The following is a 21,416-nucleotide window of genomic DNA, read 5'->3' on the forward strand; positions in this document are numbered from 1 at the left end:
ATTCAATATTATGAATAAAAAAACATACAGTGAAGATAAGAGGAGGAAAAAAGTAAATGAAGTTAATTTGTGAATCGTTACAAAAAGAAGACTATATACAAGAACTTTCTGAAGTGAATTTTACACATCCTTTAATTCAACAAAAGGTACGTGAACTCAAAAGCGGCTCGCCTTATTCTCCAATAGCGTACATAAAAAAAGCGTACGAGTTTGTGAGAGATGAAGTTTCTCATTCATGGGATATTCAAAGCAGAATCATCACGAAAACGGCTTCAGAGGCTTTAAAAGAAAAGGAAGGAATTTGTTACAGCAAATCTAATCTACTAGCCGCTTTGCTGCGTGCAGAAGGGATTCCGACAGGCTTTTGTTATCAAAGATTAATCCTTGGGGATACGATAGACACAGGCTACTGTATTCATGCGTTAAATGCTGTCTACATCAAAAGTGAAGAGAAATGGATTCGATTAGACGCGAGAGGAAATAAAGAAGGAGTGCAAGCCGACTTTTCGCTAAAAAAAGAAAAACTGGCTTTTCCAGTAAATCCTACACAGGGTGAAGTAGACTATGCGACTATTTATACAAAACCTCGCAAAGAAACAATGGACGTGTTGTCTCAGCACGAAGACTGCTTGGATATGTATTTGCACTACTTGCCTACCGAGCTATAAAAAGCGGCTGGGATAAACGTATTTTAGTTGAAGGAAATCCGAACGATGAATGGAGAACCTTAATAGAGAATGAAATTCGTTTGGATTTTTTATTGATAGTTTCATGTATGTGGCTGCTTCTAGCTGGTGATTGGAGGGCAAGACGAAGACTCCTGCGGGGAAAGCGGAACAGGTGAGACCCCACAGGAGCGTAAGCTACGAGGAGGCTCACCGGCCGCCCGCGGAAAGCGAAGTCTTGCACGGAAATCAACAGCGGTGTAACAAGCGGTTCAGCTCATCTCTCCATTTTATTCGTCTTTAACTGAAAAATTAGTATGCCATCTCTTCACCATTTTAAACGCTTTCCTGCACGGTGGTTGACGGTCTTTTAAACGCAGCAACTAACCACACAATATTCGTAATCAGTAAGCCTAAGCAAGAAATCATTACACCTATGATGGAAGCTAAGTTTCCTGAGAAATCTTCCAGTCCAAATAAAAACAGAGCCGGCATTAGTAATAGAGTACTAGCAGCGATTAAAAGTCCAATGCTGCAAAAAGCAGCCATCACAAATTTTAAGAAATGCATTCCTAGCAGATAAAATGCTAAAGGCAACAGATATAAAAATAGAATCATGCCAAGAGATAACCACATCCCAACTGAACCGAACGTGTTAACATTTGGACCTGAATCTGCTAGAGGTGAAAGCGAAGCAAGAACCAAGATAAAGCAGAAAAATAGGGCAGAAAGCAAAGTGGTGATCGCTACACTATTTTTTGTTGTCGAATTACGCACTGTTTGTTAACCTCCTTTCTCAATAAAAAAAGTATATGGATTAATTTTACAATATAAAAGTCCGGAAATCACCAATTTTTTACAAAAATATTCGATAGGCTGGATAATAATGAAGAGAAGATGGGTTGAGATAATACACGTGAACATATTTTTTGTGTGGGCCTGGATAGTGGGTTTCGTGCCAGTATTGCGTCAGTATTGTTTGAATAGGATGCGAATGAGGGGCCTCTCCGTAATGTCCGTAGTAGATACCGCTGCCTGAATAAGGAGAATACATAAAATCACCTGCCTGCTTAAATGAATGTGTTACACGGTATGTTTTTACGTTGGTTAACGTTCTTCTACAATGCAAAAAGGGCACAATTAGGTCATTGGCTATATGAATGCTCCATTACAGTAAAAAAGACCTCTAAAAGCACGAGGTCATAAGCTAAGCATCTGTATGTTCTTCACTGAGATTTCTTTGAAAATCCAAAAAACGAGTTCCTTGAAACGTCAGTATTCCTTCGTCTCCTTCTGCAAGCTTGCCGTACTGGCTGCCTGAAACAGTAAATTCAGAGCGGTCGGTGCTTTCAAATTGAAAGGTTACGTAGTAAGTTGTAGACGTATGAGAGTGGTGATGTTCGTGAGCATGGCTGTTATGGTGCTGGACGTTTGTCCGTTTGCCCGTAATTTTTGCTTTTACAGATAGACGGGGAGACTGCTCATTTTTGCTCCACGTGCTGATTCCTTTAAAAATAGAAAATAAGAAAATACCAATAACAATAACAAAAAATAGCATAACAAACGTAGGCATTCCGTTAAATAACGCATCGTCTGGAAAAAAAGCGCCTCCGCTTAGGTCAGCATCACCTTCAAAAACAATGTCATCTCCGGACGGGTTATCTTCAAATATCATTTCATCTTCAAACATTCGTATTCCCCCTTACTATAAATACGGTTCCTGAATGGAAAAAGTTTCATCTTTATAGTAGTCTTATGATAGGATAGCTAGTTACTATTCATACATATGAGTGAACAAGGAAAAGGAGAGATCAACATGGGGAAATACAAAGTTGTTATGTCTGGAAAGACGTGGCCAAACGCTTACGAAAAGCTAGCGGAACACTGCGATATTCAAATGTGGGAAGGAGAAGGGAAGATTCCACAAGAAACGCTGCGCGACTGGCTTCGTGATGCTGACGGCTTTTTTAATATCGGCCACATTACAGTGGACGAAGAGCTATTAGAAGCAGCACCGAATCTGCGCGTTATTTCTCAATCAGGCGTCGGGTATGACAGTGTAGATGTCGAAGCGTGTACAAAAAAAGGCGTGCCGTTTAGCAATACGCCAGGCGTGTTAGTAGAAGCGACAGCCGATTTAACGTTCGGTCTCTTATTGTCAGCAGCTCGCCGCATTCATGAAGGCTATGAAAAAGTGAAACAAGGAAACTGGGAAACGGTATTTGGCGTTGATTTATTTGGAAAAACGCTTGGTATTGTTGGAATGGGCGATATCGGAAGCGCCGTTGCCAGACGAGCAAAGGCATCGGGGATGAACATCGTTTACCACAACCGAAGCCGCAAGCATGAAGCCGAAAAAGAGCTTGATGCCGTATACCTTTCGTTTGAAGAGCTGCTTCACACAGCTGACTGTATCGTATGCTTAGTGCCGCTTTCAAATGAAAGCAAAGGCATGTTTGGAGAAGCGGAATTTAAAGCTATGAAAAACAGCGCGTATTTTGTGAACGCAGCGCGCGGAGGATTGGTGGATACGGAAGCACTGTACGAAGCGCTGAAACATGAAGAAATTGCGTATGCCGCACTGGACGTAACAGACCCAGAGCCACTTCCGGCAGATCACAAGCTGCTGCAGCTTTCAAATGTGTTAGTAACGCCGCATATTGGAAGCGCTACGTACGAAACGCGCAATCGCATGGCAGATCTAGCCGTCCAAAACCTGCTTTTAGGCCTTGAGAAAAAGCCTTTAGTGACGTGCGTGAATGAAGAAGTGAACTACAAGTAAGGAGAGATTTTTTGTTAAAAGCATTACAGCTTATTTTTTCAATTATTACCGTTGGACTGGCTCTTTATATGATGCTCACCCACAATGACCAGTTCCTTTCGCTTTTAAATATACTTCTAGGCTTAACGATGCTAGTTTTAGGAGCAATTGAGTGGCAAAAAAGAAAGAAAACCAGCGCCTGGCTGCTGTTTTTCGTTGCGCTATTCAGCTGGTTTGTCGGTCTTTATCGCATGACCATTTAAAAACGCTTGGCATTTGCCAAGCGTTTTTTTAATGTGCTTTTAGCTGCGTTTCTAACACGTTTTCAATAACGGAAGCTACTCCGTTTTCATCGTTTGTTAATGTAACGTCATCAGCTAGTGCTTTAATTTCTGCGTGCGCATTTGCCATAGCGATTCCTTTTCCAGCTCTTTGCAGCATCGATACGTCGTTAAAGCTGTCTCCAATGGCAATGGTATCGTGAAGAGAAGCGCCAAGCTCTTTTACAACGTAGTTTAATGCGTTTCCTTTTGAGGCGTCTTTGTGTTCGAGTTCAAAGTTATGATCAGCGGAAGAGACAAGCGTCATGTCGTGCTGCTTGCTAAAGTGATCCCAGCCTTTTTTTCGTTTTTCATCATCAAATGAAAAAGCTAATACGTTATAAAGCTCAGCGTTTGTATTTAAAATATCTTCATACGATGCAACAAAGGCAAATCCCGTTTGGCTGTACTGCTTAGCCGCAGCGTGATGAAGTCTTTCTTCGTCCACGTTTTTATTGGCGCTTTTTACCCGGTCAATTTCAATGGCCAGCAGCTCACGGCCTGAGTTTGGTGTATAAATCGCATGTTCAGCAAACACTTCATAATAAAATTCGTTTGCATCCAGCCACTGAAGCGCTTCTTTTACGTGCTGGTCATCAATTGGAACAGAATGTCTGAGCTGTCCGTCCGGGTCATGAATAGTCGCTCCGTTTGCGGCAATCACCCAAAGGTTGGAAAGCTCAGCTTTTTTTAAAATTTCCTGCACGTCGAAATAAGCGCGACCTGTAGCAACCACGACTTCAACTCCGTGTTTTTGCGCTTTTTTAATTGCTTCTGCATTCATTGTGCTAATTTCACTGCTGCTATTTAAAAGAGTTCCATCTAAGTCTGTAAAAATCATCTTCATAAACTATCTCTCCCTTTGACTATTATTACTTGTTTTTGCGTGTTTTATCTTGTTTATCCTACAATAAACGAAAAAACACTGATAATCAAGCGTTTTTACATTGTTTTTACAAAAGAAACAAGTATAATAAAGTAAAAAGCAGAAAGAAAACAGGTGAACAAGCAATGTTAAAACAAGAAAGACGCAAACAAATTATGAATTTGCTTGAAAAAGAAGGGCGCATTGTAGCTACGACGCTTAGCCAAACGCTGAACGTTTCAGAAGATACAATCCGCAGAGACCTGCGGGAAATGGATGCGCTTGGTCTGCTGCAGCGCGTACACGGAGGAGCGCTTCCGCGTTCCACGTCTGCGGTTGATTACAAAGAGCGTAAACGTGAATTGATGGATGTTAAGCATTCACTTGCCGTTGCGGCGCTTCCGTTAATTAAAGACGGGCAGGTGCTCTTGATGGACGGAAGTACAACAAATATTCAGCTCGTCAAAGCTTTTCCAAAGAATTTAAACGTTACGGTTATTACAAACAGTCCGTTAATTACCGTTGCACTAGCGGAACATGACTTTGTAGAAGTTGTTTCTCTTGGAGGAACGTTTCGAAAAGAATCGATGGTCACGGTAGGACAAAGCGTGGTTGATACGCTTAAACAAATTCGAGCGGATATTTGTTTTTTAGGCGTATACGCAATCGATCCTAAAATCGGTATGAGCATTCCTTTGCTTGAAGAAATGCACATCAAAAGTCAAATGATAAAAAGCGCGAGTGAAGTAGCGGCTATTGTAACAGCAAAAAAGCTCAATACGTCTTCAACGTACACGTTCAGCTCAGCCAACTCCCTAGATTGGCTCATTACAGAAGAACATGTGAACGAAACCGTGTTAAATGCTTACCGCGAAATCGGCATTGAAGTAATCACAAATAAATAGTAGTGTTAGTAAGGAAGTATATGGTAATGTAGAGTAAAAAGGAGCTTGAGCGATGAGCGAACAAATAGATGTTACGCAGGAATTAGCGAAGCTTCAGCAAAGAGTCGAACACCTAGAGGAAAGAGTGGAAAAAGCAGAGTCCAGGCAAGGCCCTTTATGGTTTCTATGGGAAGCTATACGATCGATTTTAATTGGACTATTTATTGTAGGACCTGTGGTCGCCATTATTTTTGGCGTGTTAGGGGCACTATCCGGAAAATAAAAGACCCGTTTCTTTATTGAAACGGGTTTTTTATTATTATTTGTTTTCTGAATCAGAACGAAACTTCGTGCTGACAAAAATGATAATAGCTAATAGAATCACAATTGGCAGCCAAATAATTTCAAATTTATAAGCTGGCTCTGCAAGTGCGGCGATAACAGCGCCAAAGCAGTAAAGCACAAGAGACAGCGCGCGAAGAATCGCATCGGTGTTAAACGTTTTGCGGTAGCGAGAGCTGCGAAAACGTGCCGTTACGTCTTCAAAGAAGTTAGCAAGCGTCCCTGTTAATACAGTTGTAGAAATTCCGGCTACGCCAAGCTTTCGAGCAGCCGTTGTTTGAAGACCCATTGCTGAGCTTAATAAGAAAATAAATAAGTAAGTTAAGTGTAAAGAAGGAGAAAACGAAGATAAAAGTGCAAAAACAAGTAAAATCAATCCTTCTATTCCAAGGGCAATCGTTACGGCTTTAGGCCAAAACGTTTTTTCTTTGTTTCCAACTAGGATTGCAGCTCCTACAACTCCTACAATAAAACCTCCTAAAGCTGTGAGGGAATGAAAAACAGTTGTTTCAAGCGAGTTTCCGATTGCTAACCCAAGCAGCACGATGTTTCCCGTCATATTTGCAGTAAAGATATGACCAAGGCTTAAGTAGCCAATCACATCGACGATACCTGCTGTTACGCAAAGAACGAGCAAAATAATGTTTCGATAAGTAGAATTCGTCACGGTAAGTCATCCTTTCTTTTTATACCAACTAAACAGTTTACCGTGAAGAAAAAAATCTGTCCAGAGAGTTGTCCTACAAATTTTCAAGTGTGTCCCACCCAAAAGCCACTTCAGATAGAGATGTACCATCAATGATAACGTCGGCGCGATCGATTCTTTTTCCGCCAAGCGCTTCATAAAATTGACAGGCGCCGTTTTGTTCAAAAGCCCATGTGAGCATCGTATGTATATCACGGTCTACAAGCTTTTGCGCTATTTTATGCATAAGCGCTTTGCCAATTCCTTTTCGCTGATGCTCTGTGAGTAAATACATGGCATACAGTTCTCCGGTATAGGAAGGATGCTTGTTGGTTCTTTCTTTACCATAAGAAGCAAAGCCTACGATTTGACCGTTTTCTTCTGCAACGAAAACAGAATTTGATTCCAGCTGCTTTTTCCAGACGGCTTTTCGCTTTTCAGCGTTCAACGAATGTAAAAAAGAATCCGGAACAAGTCCTTTATAAGTCGATTTCCAGCTTTCTACGTGTACGTGGGCAATGCCCGCTTCATCACCAATTCTCCCTTGACGTATCATCTGCTCACCTCGTTTTTTTCTATATTTTAACATAAATTTAAAGGTGGTATCCCCGTTTTTCCGTTTTCTTTGTATATATATAGTAGCTATTTTACATAACAAAGGAGATGACGTAATGAGTAAATTATTATTAAAAGATCAGCCGTTACTTGTACTGCCGGCGCTTGCAGTCAAAGTAGGAGTGAACGGAGCGCTGTTTCTTCAGCAGCTTCACTACTGGCTTGAAAAAAGCGTAAACGTCCAGGACGGATATACGTGGGTATACAATACCAATCAGCAGTGGCTGCAGCAGTTTCCGTTTTGGTCGCTTTCAACGATTCAACGCATCATTTCAAAGCTTGAAAAAGAAGGGTTAATTATAAAAGGAAAATACAACCGCTCTAAATTTAATAATACGGTTTGGTATAGAATTGATTATGAGCAATTAGAAAAGCTTATGCCAAGCGATGAATTTGAAGAGCTCGAAGATGTCAATTTGACAGAAAGGGCTAGTCAAATTGAAGCAGCGGAGCCGGTCACAGTGAAGGCGTCATTAACAGAGACTACAGCAGAAAATACAACTCAAATAAAAAAAGAAGAAGACGCGCATGACGCTTACGTCCAAACGTTAGAAGCTGCTTTTATCGCTAGAAGAAACCGAGGGGTGTATCCTTCAGCGAATGACTTGAAGCATATGTACGAAGTCGCAAAAAGCGAAATACCACTAGAAACGGCGCTATCAGGACTGCATGAGGCATTCGATCACTACGAGCCTAAATACAGCGGTGATACGATTCGAGCGTTTGCCTATATCAAACAGCATCTTTTTCATAAGCATTATGTAACATCACAGCGAGCGCTAGCGAGTCAACAGACTGACAAGCCGATTTCCTACGTCAATAAAAAGCGTGTCGTTCGCAGAGAATTGACGCCGGATTGGCTAAGAGAAAATGAAGAGGCAGCGCCTTTAGCTTCAGCTTTTAAAGACGATGCTCACTTTGAAGAAGAAAAGAAAAAGCTGGAAGAAAGTCTTCGCGAGCTGGAGCAAGAATTAAAAAATAATTGAAAATACCACTGGACTTTTATAAGATAAAAGATAGTAAACCTTTTGAATGCGAAAGGTTTACTTGGTAAAAGAAAAGCGGCTTTTAAAGAAGGTGCGCCATAAACGTGATAAAATTTTTGTTTTTGCTGTTCATGCCTACAATCTTTGTTTTTTTCGGTTTGTGGCTTATCCAAAATGTGTTGGTAACATTTGTTTGCTTTTACGGCTGGATGTTTATGATTTTATATGCGAATAATAAAATTAACTTTAAGGTAGCGCTTACAAAGAAATCTCTGTATGTGGGAACTCTGAGCGGAGTTCTATGTGCCGCTGCGATAATTGGAAGCAGCCTGCTTTTTTCTGGTAAAATCTTTCATGTGAAAGATATGCAAGCGGTTTTGCAAATATGGGGATTTAGCGGGTGGAAAGTTGCCGTTTTAGCCGTCGTTTTGATTTTTATTAATCCTGTTTTAGAAGAAATGTATTGGCGGGTGTATATACAAAATAAAGTGAAAAAGCATGTTTCTGTACTTGCTTCAAGCGCTGTTACATCAAGCTTTTATACGCTTTATCACGTATTCATTATCCTTCCTGTTTTCGTATTTCCGTTTAATATGATCTCGGTAATAGGCGTCTTTTCAGCAGGTATGATGTGGGCGTATATAAGAGAGCGATATGGTATCAAAGGGGCCATCATCAGTCATGCGCTAGCGGATGCGGCGATTATGATTGTATACGGATTATATGTAAGATAGTGGTATTATATCAAAAAACCATGAATCGTTATTCATTTATAACTTGTTTTCATGGTATAATAACAATAATAGTAAAATTTTATCAACACATTTGAATTGAAATAATGTATACTTGTAATACAAAGATTGAAGCGTTTACATAAATCGGAATACACATAGTTAATCTGGGTCCGATGAACACTAAAAAAAGAGAGAGAGATAATTACTTGGAGGAGGAATAGAAGTATGTTTGTACCTATTGAGCGTAAAAAAGTATCTAGTCAAGTGCTTGATCAATTAAAGAAGATGATTAAAGAGAAAACGTTCCCGCCAGAGTCTCGTTTACCGTCGGAACATGAACTGTCAAAAATGTTTGGAGTGAGCCGCGCACCGATTCGTGAAGCGCTAAGCGTTCTTTCTGCCAGTGGATTGATTGAATCAAGACAAGGCGGAGGAAGCTACGTAAAGCGTGTAAACTTAGTGGGCATGCTTGATCCAATGACGTTTGAAATGGTTGAAGCAGATCAGGTTCTTGAACTAATTGAAATGCGTATTATCATTGAGTCACAGGCAGCGAGCTTAGCCGCGCTGCGCCGCACAGATGAAGAACTGATTGAAATTAAAGAATCGTTAGAAGCATTTAAAAAGACGGTTCATAACAGTGAAGAAATTGGACATGAAGCAGACTATCGTTTTCACCATGATATCGTGAAAGCAGCTCATAATTCATTCCTTCTTCATGCCGTAGAAGATTTAGGGCATTTATATCGAAAAGCGCTTGCTTATTCGTTAAATAAAAGCCAAAAAGAAAATCGCAAGCAAACGGATGCTGACCATGAGCGTATTTTTGAAGCGATTAAAAATGGAGAGCCAGAAGAAGCAGCAGAAGCGGTTCGTGATCACTTAGAGCACGTTCGCCAAAAAGTAATGGTATCTCAATAATAAAAAAACGACAGCCCTAGTGGCTGTCGTTTTTTATTAATCAGACCATTCATGTGAGGAAATAGCACACGATGAAAACGAAAATTTATGCTTAAGCGGGTGCAAATGTGCCGGCTTTTTTTTGTGTGAAAGGAGAAAATATCTAATTATACTCTTTAATAATCAGAAAATACAGTATTGTTAATAATTTTACGACGTGGTATTTTATTAACAAATGTTACTTTTATTTACATATTTATGTTAGTAAATCTAACATTTATAGAAAGAGGAGGGATAAGATGCTTTCATCAAGCGTCGGATATTTGATTTTACTGATTTTTGGAGGAGGATTTACGGCCGTTACAATTATGATGCAGCGCCGTCAAGGAAAGGAAATGACGGCTGAGCAGTTCAGTACAGCCGGAAGAAATGTAGGCGTTGGGCTGGCGAGTGCATCCATTATCGCCGCGTGGACATGGGCCGCTACGTTAATGATGTCTTCATCCACAGGCTATCAGTACGGAATTAGCGGACCGTATTGGTACGCAGCGGGAGCAAGCATTCAAATTTTGCTGTTTGCCATTGTAGCGATTAACCTGAAGAAAAAAGCACCGAACGCTCATACGTTTTTAGAATTTATTGCACAGCGTTTCGACGTGAAAAATCATCGTTTAATGCTTGGCTTTGCTCTTATGACAAATATTATTGTGACCGCCATGGTTATTTTAGGAGGAGCCATTGCTTTAAACTCTCTTACTGGGATGAATATTTTTGTTGCCGCTTTTTTAATTCCTCTTACGTTTACCATCTACACCATGATTGGCGGTTTAAAAGCCTCATTTGTTGCTGATTATTTTAACACTGTTTTTATTTTCATTATTTTATTTATTTTTGCTGCTGCCGTCTATTATAAGTTCGGCGTAACAAGCGTGTACGAAGGGCTGAAAAATCTGCCTTCGTCACAGCATATGCTTACGATGGCATCGGTGCCGGGCCTTTTGTTTGGGATGATTAATATTATCGGGAACTTCGGTACGGTCTTTGTGGATCAAGCTTACTGGCAGCGTGCCATCGCAAGTAAAAACAGCGCTGCTTCAAAAGCGTATATTTACGGCGGAATTGCCTGGTTTTCGATTCCCTTTGCCGTTGCCACTTTCCTTGGCGTAAGTGCCGCTGGTCTTGGAATTGCGGTTGATTCACCAGATTCCATTGCACCCGTTATGGCGTCACACGTGCTTGGAAATCTAGGTTCTATTTTGTTTTTAACGATGCTGTTTATGGCAGTAATGTCGACAGGAGCGGCTGAATTAACGGCGATCACGAATATTATCGTAACGGACATTTACCTGCGTTCTATCAACCCGAAAGCAAGCAGTAAAAAAATCTTAAGCACGTCGCGAAAAGTGACGCTTGGCTTTGGGCTGGCGATGGGCGTGTTTTCCATTTTACTGTTTTACTTAGGAATTAGCCTTGGGTTTGTGTATATGGCCATGGGTATTTTCGTCAGCGGAGCCGTTATTCCCGTCACGCTTGGACTGATGTGGAAAAAAGCGACGAACACAGGTGCATTTTACGGCGCGCTGTTAGGAATGATCGGAGGCGTTATCGCATGGAACACATCTGCTTACGTGATTAATGGTTACATTAATGTGGATGCCCTTGGCGGACTGTATCCAATGCTTATTGGAAATTCTACCGTTTTTATCATCAGTGGGGTCATATCAATTGGACACGGCTTGCTTGCTAAAAAAGAATTTGACTTTGATGAACTAAAAGACAAATTCAAAAGCTTTGATGAACATGGAGATGAACCATTAAGGGAGGAAGTGGCGTATGGATCCACAACAACAGTTAAATAAAGACGCAAAGCTATGTACGTGCTGGGCGCTGGGACTTACATTCTTATTTGTCCTCTTGTTTCCAGGCGTTATGTTTTTAACGGGCTATCAATATACGCTTTCCTTTTTTAAAGGTTGGACGTATCTGGCGTTTGGCTGGCTGATTATCGCAGGGATTTGTATTATTGTCGGGCCTGTGGTGGAGTTTGTGAGGGAGAAGAAGGATAGCGCTTTAAAATAATAGATTTCATCAAAGAACAGCTTTTCTTTTGCAGAAAAGCTGTTCTTTCATTAATTACTTATATTGGTCTAGAATTCCTCTCCAACTTACACACCCACCGGTAATACTGCACCACCATCCAAAACAACAGTGGATTTAGCAGAAGCGAATACCACCACGTCCACCATCCGTAGTGAAAATAACCCCAAGGAGCAGGGAGAAGAGCCACTACTTCATAAAGTAAAACAGCAACCGACCAAAATAAAATATAGGCGGCTTTTTTTGTGAATTTCCCGGCAAGGGGATAGTAGGTAAGAAAAAGCATGTTTACAGGCGGAATGAGAACAGTATAGGCAAAAATACCTTGCCAGTCCGTCTCTTGTGTAAAATACCAGTAGCCGTGAAATTTGAAATTAATGAAGACGTCAAAGATATGCTGAGCAGCAATGGTGAACATCCAAATGTGTACAATTTGATTTGCTGTGAAGCGCTTGTTTGTTTTAAAAGCAAGAACGTTAAATACTAAAATAGAAAGAATTAATCCAATCATATTGGTTCTCCTTTTGGCTTCTTGACTATATTGTATAATTTTAGGAGATTAAATCCAATAGAGAAATGGACATACTACGAATTTTCTGCGGTCTTCTTCACAGTGACGGACTGTACTTTTTTTCGATTTCTTAAAAATGCGATCACTAGTAAAAAAGCAGGAATGACAATTTGAAACGGAAGGTGTAAAGTGAACGGAATGATGTTTAACCCTTCATATATATGTTCGAAATAGTTTTGAGCAAGAGACAATGAATAAAACAAAATGACCAAGCCGATTGGAAATACAAGCGGTGACGGGTTTTTAAGCTCAAACACGTGAGAAAGACCTAGCACGGTGGCGTAGAAAAACAGACCGATTTTAAAGAAGCCGCCAGTAATTAAAGCCACCATGAAAAATACATCAAGCCGCTCTAAAAACCCTGCAAATTGAATGCTTTGAACGGTGCTTAAAAGTGGAAAAGCAGACCTCGACGTTAAGGTAACGCCCAGCACACCTATATTCACAATCATTGTGATCATAAGATTAATACCGTTTAACGTGATTGCGCTGAATACAATCAGAGCGGTCTTTTTCACATTTTTTGTATACGGGAAAATCATGGAAAATACAATCACTTCACCAAAAGGAAAATAAAGCGTTTGGCTGTAGGCAACTTTCAGTACCGGCACAATGCCGTTTTCAAGCATGGGCTTTAGGTTTGAAAAATCAAGAAGGCCAGAAACAAAGATAAGAATAAAGCCAGCGACGGCGAGTATATAAATGAAGAAAAACAGCAGTTCTGCCGAACGTGCCATTACTTCAATTCCTTTATGAATCGTATAGATAATTCCGAGCATCAGTAAAGCGTTCACCATAAAAAGCGGCGTATCGGGATAGACGAAAGTGAGAAGCATCGCACCGAAATCGCGCAGCACCCGCGCGGCTCCATTCGCAAAATATAATACATAAAGAAAAGCAAGTATGCGTCCCGGCACTTTTCCAATAATTTTTTCGATATACTCCGTCAGCGCTAAATGCGGATAATAGCGGTACAAGCGATAATACATAAAAATGAGTGCGTAGCTGCTGATCATACCAACTAAAATAGCAATCCAAGCATCTTGCTTAGCGTCCATAGCTAAGCCGACTAAAAAGGCACTGCCAATCTCAAAGAGCGTAATTAACACAAACAGCTGCCATCCGCTGATTCGAGCTTTTTCCACTATCCATCCGCCTCCTTTTCTACAGCTAGTATGCGCTTTTTAACGTGGAGCATATGCATCATGTAAGTAAAGAGTTGGAAAGAAAATAGGGATATTTTGTTAAAAAATAAGTACGCTAGCCGAAGATATAAGAGAAAAGTGCGTAAAAGGAGAGAGAGCGTTGGATTTATTTGCAGTCCGCTTATTTACATAGTCGGAAGACGCTATCGAAAAAATCCTTCCGTTTCTAAAAAAATATCATACTAACGAAAAAAGCCTTTTCTCTATAAAAGGCTTTTTTCTATGGCGAACATTTGTGCTATGATAGAGAAGCAAGGAGGATACAGCATGAAAGAAAATCATCAGTTTACCATACATACAGATAAAGAAAAGCTTGATATAGATGTTATCTACTCGTACCTTCATCATGAATCGTACTGGGCAAAAGGAATTCCGCTTCACCTTGTTCAAACGTCTATTGAACACTCCGTTTGCTTTGGCGTATATGATGAGTGTGATAAACAAGTAGGATTTGGGCGAATTATTTCAGATTTTGCGACGTTTGCTTATTTGGCGGATGTGTTTATTCTTCCGCACGCGCGAGGCAACGGCCTTGGAAAAGCGCTGGTACAAGAAATGATTCGCTATCAGCCGATTCAAGACGTACGAAAAATTTTACTAGCGACAAAAGATGCTCACGGTTTGTACAGTCAGTACGGATTTAAAGAAGTTAAAAATAAGCAGCTGTTTATGCAAATTTTTAAAAAAGGCATGTATGAGCGGGCGCTTTATTCAAAAGAAAATAAAATACTGCCTGGAAAAGAGGGATAGATATGGCTGAAGAGTTACGTAAAAGCGTATTTAATGAAGAATTGATTACCCACTTGAGTGACGCTTTTTCACGTGAAATGAGTTCATTTGATCAAAAAGCATTTCATCAGCTGGTTTTTCAACAGGACTGGGAAGGCTTAGCGCTGAAAGAGCGCATGAGAAGAATTACGCTTTCCATGCATGAAGTGCTGCCGGCGGATTATGAAGAAGCACTTCATATTTTATATAAAGCGGCTCCAACGGTAGGAGGACTTCAAGGCACGATTTTTCCAGATTACGTTGAACTATACGGATTAAACGCTTGGGAAGCTTCCATAAAAGCACTCGCGTTTTTTACACCGTTTTCCACATCAGAATTTGGGGTGCGTCCGTTTTTGATTCAAGATACAAATCGAATGCTCCAGCAAATGATTGAATGGGCAGGAGATGAAAACCATCATATTCGCAGATTAGCAAGCGAAGGGAGCCGACCTAGACTTCCGTGGGGACAATCAGTACCTGCGTTAAAGCAGGATCCAAAACAAACGCTCCCGATTTTAGAGCAGTTAAAACGAGATGAATCGCTCTATGTCCGCAAAAGCGTAGCCAATCATTTAAACGATATTTCGTACATAGAAAAAGATTGGATGCTTGACGTGATGAAAAGATGGTACGGAAAAGACGTTAAAACCGATTGGATCGTCAAGCATGCGTGCCGTTCACTGCTGAAAAAAGGAGATCCTGAAGCTCTGTCTCTTTTTGGCTATGGAGATGATCCGGGCGTGAGTGTCACAGGGCTTAGCTTACAGCCGCATGTCATTACGATTGGTGATAGCATTGACTTTTCCTTTGAGTTATCGGTGGAAAAAAACATGCCGCTTCGCATAGAGTATGGAATTCATTACGTAAAAGCAAAAGGAAACCGCACTCAAAAAGTGTTTATGCTAAAAAATGTTCAAGCAAAAGCAGGCCAAGCGCTGACAGTCACAAAAAAGCATGGGTTTAAAGATTTAAGTACACGAAAACATTATAATGGTAAGCATACGCTTTCTGTTATTGTAAACGGAGTGGTAAAAGCAGAAGCGGATTTTGTGATTGAGTAACTCTTTCCTGATGGAGAGAGTTTTTTTATGTTTCTATAGAGCTGATGAGGAAACGTAAGTCAATAGGTTGCTGTCCCTTTACTTATTTACAAAATCGACTGATAAACATTCATTTAAATTCCTTTTATGGTATATTAATCCTTAAGGAGTGGTGAAGTGAAAAAATTTATGGTGGGCACATTGAGTGCTTTTTTGGCAATGTCATTGGTAGCGTGCTCAAACTCTGCTAGCAAAGAAGAGAGCGGCTATAGCATTCAAAAAGTGAAAGTCAAGATAACGGATGATGCTGATTTAATTGGAAAAGTTGGTATACAAGATAGCAAAGGAAAAATGGTCGACGTAAAACCAAAAGCGCTGTATTACGAGTTTAAAATGAAGCAGCAAGGCAAGCGTAAATTCTATCAAAATGATAAAGACGAAATAGAAGCTAAAATTATACCGAATGAAGATTTAAAGAAAGCATCTATCAATACAGTAGGCGTTAATGTATTTGATGAAGGGCATGAGCAGTTCGGTACAGGTATGGGAATTGAAGAGTTTAACTATATGAAAAAAGGAAAGGTCGATGTGCACTACGATCTGGGCGCGACTGTTAAAAACAAAGAAATGCCTCTCGCTCCTTCCGATCAGAAATTAAAAAACCTCCAAAAAGTCGCGAGGCATGGAAAGCTCATCATTACAAGAAATAACAAAGAAATTGGTCGATATGATTTAGAGACGTTAGAATCTGTAAAGAAATGATCAATAGCTGCATGGAGTATGTGCAGCTAAATTACGGACAGTGCGGGTTCAATGAAGGGCTAAAGTTTATAGCAGTTCATACATAAAAGAGAGGCTGGACCAAATGTATTTTAGCCGAAGGGAAAAATGAACCATTGATCAACATGTTTGATTAGGGGTTCGTTGTTTTGTTAGGTTGAACGTATATTTCATGTGTTTCATTCTTTCTAGCAGTTGATTGGAGGGTAAGGCGAAGACTCCTGCGGGAAAAGCGGGACAGGTGAGACCCCGCAGGAGCGCAAGCGACGAGGAGGCTCATCGGCCGCCCGCGGAAAGCGAAGCCTTGCACGGAAATCAACTGCGGTTGAACAAGAAGTCCGAATTGTTAATCCAGATTATTTGTCTTCAGATTGAATTGATTCTGCTATGTCTCAATCCTTTTTTATATAAATGCACTCATTTGATACATTAAAAATAGTCAAAAAGGTTCAGCTCCCTTATCTTGAAGTTATTTCCTTAAACGGTATAATTATTTATGTAACATTTTAAATATTTAAAAAATTTAAAATGTCTAATCAAGGGGATGGGGAGGAGTAAATGAATGAAAAAAACTGTAAAACGAACGGCCGTGCCGGCGATTTTGTCAATTGGATTATTGCTGTCGCCGCTTGCGGTACAAGCTGAGATGCCTTACTACGGAAAAGACTACAGTCAGCCGGAAAAAATTAAAGCGCTTTATCCAGAAATAAAGGTGGATGAAGCAACGCCGGCATTTCTGAAAGGGCAAGACGCATTTACGACTCAAGAAGAAATGATGAGCTATGTTCAAACGCTTGCTCATAAAAGTCCGTACGTAAAGCTGAAGATTATCGGTAAATCACAGCAAGGGCGAGACATTCCGGCTCTATATTTTTCGAAGGAAAAGAAGTTTGCTGATGGAAAGACATCTAAAAAGCCAACGATTTGGCTTCAAAGTCAAATTCATGGTAATGAACCGGCAAGCGGTGAATCCGTACTCGCCGTTGCAACGCGTTTGACAGAAGACTTTGGAAAAGATGTGTTAAATAAAGTCAACATTGTCATTGTGCCGCGCATTAATCCTGACGGATCTTATGCATTTAAACGTCAGCTAGCAAATAATTTAGACGGAAACCGCGATTACATAAAGCTTGAAAGCCCTGAAGTGCAGAGCGTACGAGCTGAATTTAACCGTTTTTCACCAGAAGTCGTCATCGACGCTCATGAATATACGCCTTACAGCAGCGGATTTAAAAATATCGGTAAAGAAGGCGTGTGGAAGTATCACGATATTTTACTGCAGTCCGGTCGAAACTTAAATATTCCGCAGAACATTCGCGACGTGTCGGATGAGCTGTTTGTGAACAGTACGCTTACAGCCATTGAAAACCAAGGATATTCAGGAGAAGTATACTATACGTCTCAAGTGAATAAACAAGGGCAGCTGGAAGTAGAAGAAGGCTCAGTTGAACCGCGAATCGGGCGAAACTCACTAGGCTTGTATCCATCGTTTTCATTTTTAGTCGAAAGCAGAGGAATCGGCATTGGCCGAGAAGATTTTCCGCGGCGAGTGAGTGCGCAAATTGCTACACAAGAAAAGCTGATTACACAAACAGCCAATCACGCCAAACAAATTAAAGCGCTGATTGCCAAAGAAAAAGCGGCGCTTGTCAAAAAAGGAAAAAATGCAAATGATCATGATCCAATTGTGGTGAACAGTGAAAATAAAAAAATACCAAACTCTACGTTAGAAATGGTTGATGTGGAAAGCGCGTCTGTTAAAGAAATTCCTGTGACGTACTACAGTGCAAAGAAAGCAACGCCGACGCTTGTCCGCGAGCGTCCGACTGCTTATCTTTTAAAACCAGGACATGAAGAGTTAGCAAAAAAACTGCAGGGACAAGGAGTAAAAGGATTCAAGTTAACGAAAGAAACGGCTCTTTCAGTAGAAGCGTATAATGTCAGCAGCCGCATTGAAAATGAAGTCTACGAAAACAAACCAAATGTAGATGTGCAAACAATCGTCAAGTCGAAAACGGTGACGTTCCCAAAAGGAAGCTACGTCTTTTTAACGTCTCAGCCGCAAAACAATTTATTGTCTCTATCGCTTGAGCCGGAATCAGTGGACAGCTTCACAACGTTTGGGTATTTGCCTTCAGAGGTAGGACAAGAACTTGATGTTTACCGGTTTACGCGTTCCATTGAAAAATCGCCTTTGCAAAAAGAATCTCGTAAATAATGAAAAAGCGTGGAGCTTGGCTTCACGCTTTTTCATTATGATCACGTGACTGCTGTCGGTTTTTTCTTCTTCTAGAAAAGAAATAAATAAAAAAGCCGGCTAATACAAGAAGTGTAATAAGAAGAATACTAGTAGGAAAGTAAAGAGAGCCTATCTGAATGCCCAAGTAGTTTAACATTATCATAACTTCCTTTCTTGATAAAAAATGGTTTATTTTACTAAATACCCTTATAAGCTAATAGAAAACGTTTCAGCTGTTTTAGTAGGGAATGGATTGACTCTGTGCGCCAACAACCACGACATGACCTTGTCTCATCTCTTCTATATACCGGTTTGCCTCCCTGTTAGATAAGCCGAGTGAAGCCATCTTTGAAAGAAGCTCATCTTCTCTTGAAAGAAGCATATTGACCGCTGTTTCAAAAATACCTTGCTCTGCCATTCTGTACTTTTTTGTATGTGTTGCCTCCGTTAAATGCTGAGCCCATTCTTTATCGTAGGCCAGCAGATAAATCTCTTTGCTTGTAAATCCTTTCTTTAAAAAAGAACGGATGACGCAGACTGCCTCCTCTTGGTTTTCTGCTACTTGAATGTGTTTCATACACGAACCAAACCTCCTGATAAAAGATATTTCCGAAATACATCTTCTACTCATCATGTAGCCTTTGTTTCCAACTTTAAACTTGTTTTCTATGAATTTTCTCAGATAGTAAAAGAGAATAGAAACATCATAAATTTTCAAAAAAAGATGTTTGAACTTCAAAACAGAAGGCTAAACCTAGACTATACTAAAAAGTTCCATCAAAAATAGGAGGAGATTAAAGTGAATTTACAAGATCAACAAACACAAGGCCAGCCCGAGCAAACGCAAGACCGCCAGCCGGGTATCGAAAGTGAGATGAATCCTCTCCCTATTTATGAGGATGACAATTACATTGGTACAGGAAAATTAAAAGGAAAAGTAGCGCTGGTTACCGGGGGAGACAGCGGAATTGGACGAGCTGTATCCATTGCTTATGCGAAAGAAGGAGCGGACGTAGCCATCGTTTACTTAAACGAACATAGCGACGCCGAGGAAACAAAAGCCCGCATTGAAGAAGAAGGTGTAAGATGCTTGCTGATTGCAGGAGACGTAGGAGACGAATCATTCTGTAACGAAGCGGTAGAAAAAACGGTGAGTGAGCTTGGAAAGCTTGATATCCTTGTGAACAATGCAGGAGAGCAGCATCCAAAAGAAAGCATTAAAGAAATTACGAGTGAACAGCTTGAACGAACGTTCAAAACGAACTTTTATTCATACTTTTATTTTACGAAAAAAGCGCTTGATTATTTAGGAAAAGGCAGTGCTATCATTAATACAACGTCCATTAATCCTTACCGCGGGAATCCTCAGCTGATCGATTATACGGCGACAAAAGGTGCAATTAACGGCTTTACGCGCAGTATGGCGCAAGCGCTTGTCAAAGACGGTATTCGTGTGAACGGCGTAGCGCCGGGACCAATCTGGACACCGCTTATTCCGTCTACTTTCTCAAGTGATAAAGTAGGAGAATTCGGTACAGATACGCCTATGGGCAGACCTGGGCATCCTGTGGAGCACGTAGGCTGTTATGTGCTGCTAGCTTCAAATGATTCATCTTATATGACGGGTCAAACGCTTCATGTCAACGGCGGAGATTTCATGAACACATAATTGCTTCACCTATTATAAAGGAGGAGAAAACGATGGGAGAACGCGAGAAAAGATCTATTTCAAATACACCAAAAAAACGAGATGAAACGGAACAGCGTGTAACAGATCAAGACGAAACGTTATTTGAGCGTTTTAAAGAAGAAGAAACGGTGGATCCTATGCCAATGGAAGACATAAGACTTGAACAAAAAGAAGAGAAAAATAAAAAGAAAACGAAGGATGAATCGGGTTCTGAACGTATTCATCATAGAAAATAAAAGATAAAAAACAGCCTGAGAAGGCTGTTTTTGTCTTTATAAACCTATTTATTAATGAGTACTAGAAGCAATTACAATTTTTGAATCATCTTCTAATGCTTGAGCAAGATTCGATTTAATCCGTATACGGTCAAATTTTAGTCCAAGCTGCATCGCAGTAGTGGCCAATTCAGGGCGGATACCTGATAAAATCGATTTGACGCCGATTAAATCAAGTGCATCTATCAGCTGGAATAGCTCGTGTGCGACCATTGTATCAATCATCACAACGCCTGATAAATCAATATACAAATGAGCAATTTGCTTTTCTGCACACTGTTTTAACGTGCTTTCTAGAATCATTTTAGCTCTTGTCGTGTCAATATCACCAACTAATGGTAAAAGAGCCACGTCTTTTTTAATCACAATAACAGGTGAACTTAATTCATGAATCATTTCCTGCTGAGAGCGGAGGCGGTTTGAGGCATATTCCTGCGCTTCTGTAATGAATTTCAAAATAATAATATCAAATACCCTTATTACTTTTTCATTCCACACATCGAGGTGCTGCTGAGTGATGTCATCATGAAGTTCTGCAAATCGGCGAATATACTCACAGTATTGTTTTCGGACGTTCATAAATTCCTTAATAATACTTTGAATGGGGGTTCTGAGATGCTGCTGGTCTTTGGCAACTTTATTTAGCCACGTGTTAAAAGAGTCAAAAAAGCTTTTTTCATCTTCTATAAAGATGTTGCTGATATATAAATGAAATTCATAGTTTTGCGCTTTTAACCGTTGAATGACATCAGGGTCATTAGAGATATAAACGCCTTCAGAAGATTTTCTGTCCAAAGATTCATACCATTCTTCGGTCATATTTGGTGCATTTTCTAGCAGATAAGAACGTAAAGCGATATCTTTCTTCACTATTATTCTCCTCTCAAACTGATGAAGCATCGCGCATACGCGCAGTGTATCTATTATTATAGCACTTTTGAAATAAAGATGTATATGAAATGTATGTTTATTTAATGTGGGAGGTTTTAAT

At 40.3% G+C, this 21,416-nt stretch carries 27 protein-coding genes; 17 read left to right on the plus strand and 10 right to left on the minus strand.

Annotation, left to right across the window (positions count from 1 at the left end; genetic code table 11):
• Positions 1 to 56 precede the first annotated feature (56 nt).
• Together ACXAE4_RS10170 and ACXAE4_RS10175 are read left to right on the plus strand one after the other, a co-directional pair.
• Entirely contained in the window at positions 57 to 668 is a 612-nt protein-coding gene (locus ACXAE4_RS10170; RefSeq protein WP_154973918.1) for a transglutaminase-like domain-containing protein, read from the plus strand.
• Between the two features lie 126 nt (positions 669 to 794).
• A complete protein-coding gene (locus tag ACXAE4_RS10175; RefSeq protein WP_255293408.1) occupies positions 795 to 929 on the plus strand; it encodes a hypothetical protein in 135 nt (44 codons plus the stop codon).
• Between the two features lie 72 nt (positions 930 to 1,001).
• Here ACXAE4_RS10175 and ACXAE4_RS10180 read toward each other — a convergent pair whose 3' ends face one another.
• Together ACXAE4_RS10180 and ACXAE4_RS10185 are read right to left on the minus strand one after the other, a co-directional pair.
• A complete protein-coding gene (locus ACXAE4_RS10180; protein WP_028414713.1) occupies positions 1,002 to 1,442 on the minus strand; it encodes a DUF5391 family protein in 441 nt (146 codons plus the stop codon).
• 430 nt (positions 1,443 to 1,872) lie between these two features.
• Entirely contained in the window at positions 1,873 to 2,355 is a 483-nt protein-coding gene (locus ACXAE4_RS10185) for a DUF2500 domain-containing protein (RefSeq protein ID WP_028414712.1), read from the minus strand.
• A 126-nt stretch (positions 2,356 to 2,481) separates the two neighbouring features.
• On the opposite strand from ACXAE4_RS10185, the gene ACXAE4_RS10190 reads away from it, so the two are divergent.
• Together ACXAE4_RS10190 and ACXAE4_RS10195 are read left to right on the plus strand one after the other, a co-directional pair.
• Positions 2,482 to 3,447, plus strand: a complete 966-nt coding sequence (locus ACXAE4_RS10190) for a 2-hydroxyacid dehydrogenase (protein ID WP_028414711.1) — start codon at positions 2,482 to 2,484, stop codon at positions 3,445 to 3,447.
• Positions 3,448 to 3,458: 11 nt separating this feature from the next.
• Entirely contained in the window at positions 3,459 to 3,689 is a 231-nt protein-coding gene (locus ACXAE4_RS10195; protein WP_049165787.1) for a DUF3953 domain-containing protein, read from the plus strand.
• A gap of 28 nt (positions 3,690 to 3,717) precedes the next feature.
• On the opposite strand, the gene ACXAE4_RS10200 is transcribed toward ACXAE4_RS10195, so the two are convergent.
• Complete coding sequence (locus tag ACXAE4_RS10200; RefSeq protein WP_176343664.1) at positions 3,718 to 4,593, minus strand: Cof-type HAD-IIB family hydrolase; 876 nt, start codon at positions 4,591 to 4,593, stop codon at positions 3,718 to 3,720.
• 164 nt (positions 4,594 to 4,757) lie between these two features.
• Between ACXAE4_RS10200 and ACXAE4_RS10205 the strand changes: the two genes are divergently transcribed.
• Together ACXAE4_RS10205 and ACXAE4_RS10210 are read left to right on the plus strand one after the other, a co-directional pair.
• The gene (locus ACXAE4_RS10205) at positions 4,758 to 5,516 is read left to right on the plus strand and encodes a DeoR/GlpR family DNA-binding transcription regulator (RefSeq protein ID WP_475235960.1); all 759 of its coding nucleotides are present in this window, start codon (positions 4,758 to 4,760) and stop codon (positions 5,514 to 5,516) included.
• A 52-nt stretch (positions 5,517 to 5,568) separates the two neighbouring features.
• The gene (locus ACXAE4_RS10210) at positions 5,569 to 5,778 is read left to right on the plus strand and encodes a hypothetical protein (RefSeq protein WP_028414708.1); all 210 of its coding nucleotides are present in this window, start codon (positions 5,569 to 5,571) and stop codon (positions 5,776 to 5,778) included.
• A gap of 36 nt (positions 5,779 to 5,814) precedes the next feature.
• On the opposite strand, the gene ACXAE4_RS10215 is transcribed toward ACXAE4_RS10210, so the two are convergent.
• A complete protein-coding gene (locus ACXAE4_RS10215) occupies positions 5,815 to 6,504 on the minus strand; it encodes a YoaK family protein (RefSeq protein WP_049165781.1) in 690 nt (229 codons plus the stop codon).
• A 73-nt stretch (positions 6,505 to 6,577) separates the two neighbouring features.
• Positions 6,578 to 7,078, minus strand: coding sequence for a GNAT family N-acetyltransferase (locus tag ACXAE4_RS10220; RefSeq protein ID WP_098999234.1), 501 nt, complete (start codon positions 7,076 to 7,078; stop codon positions 6,578 to 6,580).
• Between the two features lie 115 nt (positions 7,079 to 7,193).
• Between ACXAE4_RS10220 and ACXAE4_RS10225 the strand changes: the two genes are divergently transcribed.
• The 5 genes from ACXAE4_RS10225 (at position 7,194) to ACXAE4_RS10245 (ending at position 11,836) form a co-directional block, all read left to right on the plus strand.
• Positions 7,194 to 8,123 carry a hypothetical protein gene (locus tag ACXAE4_RS10225; protein ID WP_098999162.1) on the plus strand — a complete coding sequence of 310 codons (930 nt, stop codon included), beginning with the start codon at positions 7,194 to 7,196 and terminating at the stop codon, positions 8,121 to 8,123.
• Between the two features lie 104 nt (positions 8,124 to 8,227).
• Entirely contained in the window at positions 8,228 to 8,857 is a 630-nt protein-coding gene (locus ACXAE4_RS10230) for a CPBP family intramembrane glutamic endopeptidase (protein WP_047750310.1), read from the plus strand.
• 225 nt (positions 8,858 to 9,082) lie between these two features.
• Positions 9,083 to 9,778, plus strand: coding sequence for a FadR/GntR family transcriptional regulator (locus tag ACXAE4_RS10235; protein ID WP_013058211.1), 696 nt, complete (start codon positions 9,083 to 9,085; stop codon positions 9,776 to 9,778).
• A gap of 278 nt (positions 9,779 to 10,056) precedes the next feature.
• Positions 10,057 to 11,616 carry a sodium:solute symporter family protein gene (locus ACXAE4_RS10240; protein ID WP_099331205.1) on the plus strand — a complete coding sequence of 520 codons (1,560 nt, stop codon included), beginning with the start codon at positions 10,057 to 10,059 and terminating at the stop codon, positions 11,614 to 11,616.
• Positions 11,591 to 11,836, plus strand: a complete 246-nt coding sequence (locus ACXAE4_RS10245) for a hypothetical protein (RefSeq protein WP_165636363.1) — start codon at positions 11,591 to 11,593, stop codon at positions 11,834 to 11,836. The genes ACXAE4_RS10240 and ACXAE4_RS10245 overlap by 26 nt, the downstream gene beginning before the upstream one ends.
• 58 nt (positions 11,837 to 11,894) lie before the next feature.
• Here the strand turns inward: ACXAE4_RS10245 and ACXAE4_RS10250 are convergent, their stop codons facing one another.
• The gene (locus ACXAE4_RS10250) at positions 11,895 to 12,365 is read right to left on the minus strand and encodes a hypothetical protein (RefSeq protein ID WP_289578156.1); all 471 of its coding nucleotides are present in this window, start codon (positions 12,363 to 12,365) and stop codon (positions 11,895 to 11,897) included.
• A 74-nt stretch (positions 12,366 to 12,439) separates the two neighbouring features.
• Positions 12,440 to 13,570, minus strand: a complete 1,131-nt coding sequence (locus ACXAE4_RS10255; RefSeq protein WP_165636365.1) for a GerAB/ArcD/ProY family transporter — start codon at positions 13,568 to 13,570, stop codon at positions 12,440 to 12,442.
• A 327-nt stretch (positions 13,571 to 13,897) separates the two neighbouring features.
• Here ACXAE4_RS10255 and ACXAE4_RS10260 point away from each other — a divergent pair, with 327 nt between their 5' ends.
• The 4 genes from ACXAE4_RS10260 (at position 13,898) to ACXAE4_RS10275 (ending at position 18,439) form a co-directional block, all read left to right on the plus strand.
• A complete protein-coding gene (locus tag ACXAE4_RS10260) occupies positions 13,898 to 14,380 on the plus strand; it encodes a GNAT family N-acetyltransferase (RefSeq protein WP_099331202.1) in 483 nt (160 codons plus the stop codon).
• A gap of 2 nt (positions 14,381 to 14,382) precedes the next feature.
• Positions 14,383 to 15,462: a DNA alkylation repair protein gene (locus ACXAE4_RS10265; protein ID WP_099331201.1), complete on the plus strand. Its 1,080-nt coding sequence runs from the start codon at positions 14,383 to 14,385 to the stop codon at positions 15,460 to 15,462.
• A gap of 156 nt (positions 15,463 to 15,618) precedes the next feature.
• On the plus strand, positions 15,619 to 16,203 hold the full coding sequence (locus ACXAE4_RS10270; RefSeq protein ID WP_289578153.1) for a hypothetical protein: 585 nt from the start codon (positions 15,619 to 15,621) through the stop codon (positions 16,201 to 16,203).
• Positions 16,204 to 16,783: 580 nt separating this feature from the next.
• Entirely contained in the window at positions 16,784 to 18,439 is a 1,656-nt protein-coding gene (locus ACXAE4_RS10275) for a M14 family metallopeptidase (protein WP_289578152.1), read from the plus strand.
• A gap of 22 nt (positions 18,440 to 18,461) precedes the next feature.
• Here the strand turns inward: ACXAE4_RS10275 and ACXAE4_RS10280 are convergent, their stop codons facing one another.
• Entirely contained in the window at positions 18,462 to 18,617 is a 156-nt protein-coding gene (locus tag ACXAE4_RS10280) for an intracellular growth attenuator family protein (protein ID WP_141483553.1), read from the minus strand.
• Between the two features lie 81 nt (positions 18,618 to 18,698).
• Positions 18,699 to 19,037, minus strand: a complete 339-nt coding sequence (locus ACXAE4_RS10285) for a YflT domain-containing protein (RefSeq protein WP_033580172.1) — start codon at positions 19,035 to 19,037, stop codon at positions 18,699 to 18,701.
• Between the two features lie 222 nt (positions 19,038 to 19,259).
• On the opposite strand from ACXAE4_RS10285, the gene ACXAE4_RS10290 reads away from it, so the two are divergent.
• Both ACXAE4_RS10290 and ACXAE4_RS10295 read left to right on the plus strand, forming a co-directional pair.
• A complete protein-coding gene (locus tag ACXAE4_RS10290; protein ID WP_028414695.1) occupies positions 19,260 to 20,129 on the plus strand; it encodes an SDR family oxidoreductase in 870 nt (289 codons plus the stop codon).
• Between the two features lie 32 nt (positions 20,130 to 20,161).
• Positions 20,162 to 20,386, plus strand: a complete 225-nt coding sequence (locus ACXAE4_RS10295) for a hypothetical protein (RefSeq protein WP_014459016.1) — start codon at positions 20,162 to 20,164, stop codon at positions 20,384 to 20,386.
• 51 nt (positions 20,387 to 20,437) lie between these two features.
• On the opposite strand, the gene ACXAE4_RS10300 is transcribed toward ACXAE4_RS10295, so the two are convergent.
• Positions 20,438 to 21,295: an STAS domain-containing protein gene (locus ACXAE4_RS10300; protein ID WP_289578149.1), complete on the minus strand. Its 858-nt coding sequence runs from the start codon at positions 21,293 to 21,295 to the stop codon at positions 20,438 to 20,440.
• Positions 21,296 to 21,416: the final 121 nt, after the last annotated feature.

The sequence above is a fragment of the Priestia sp. ABM2_011 genome, assembly GCF_056158845.1.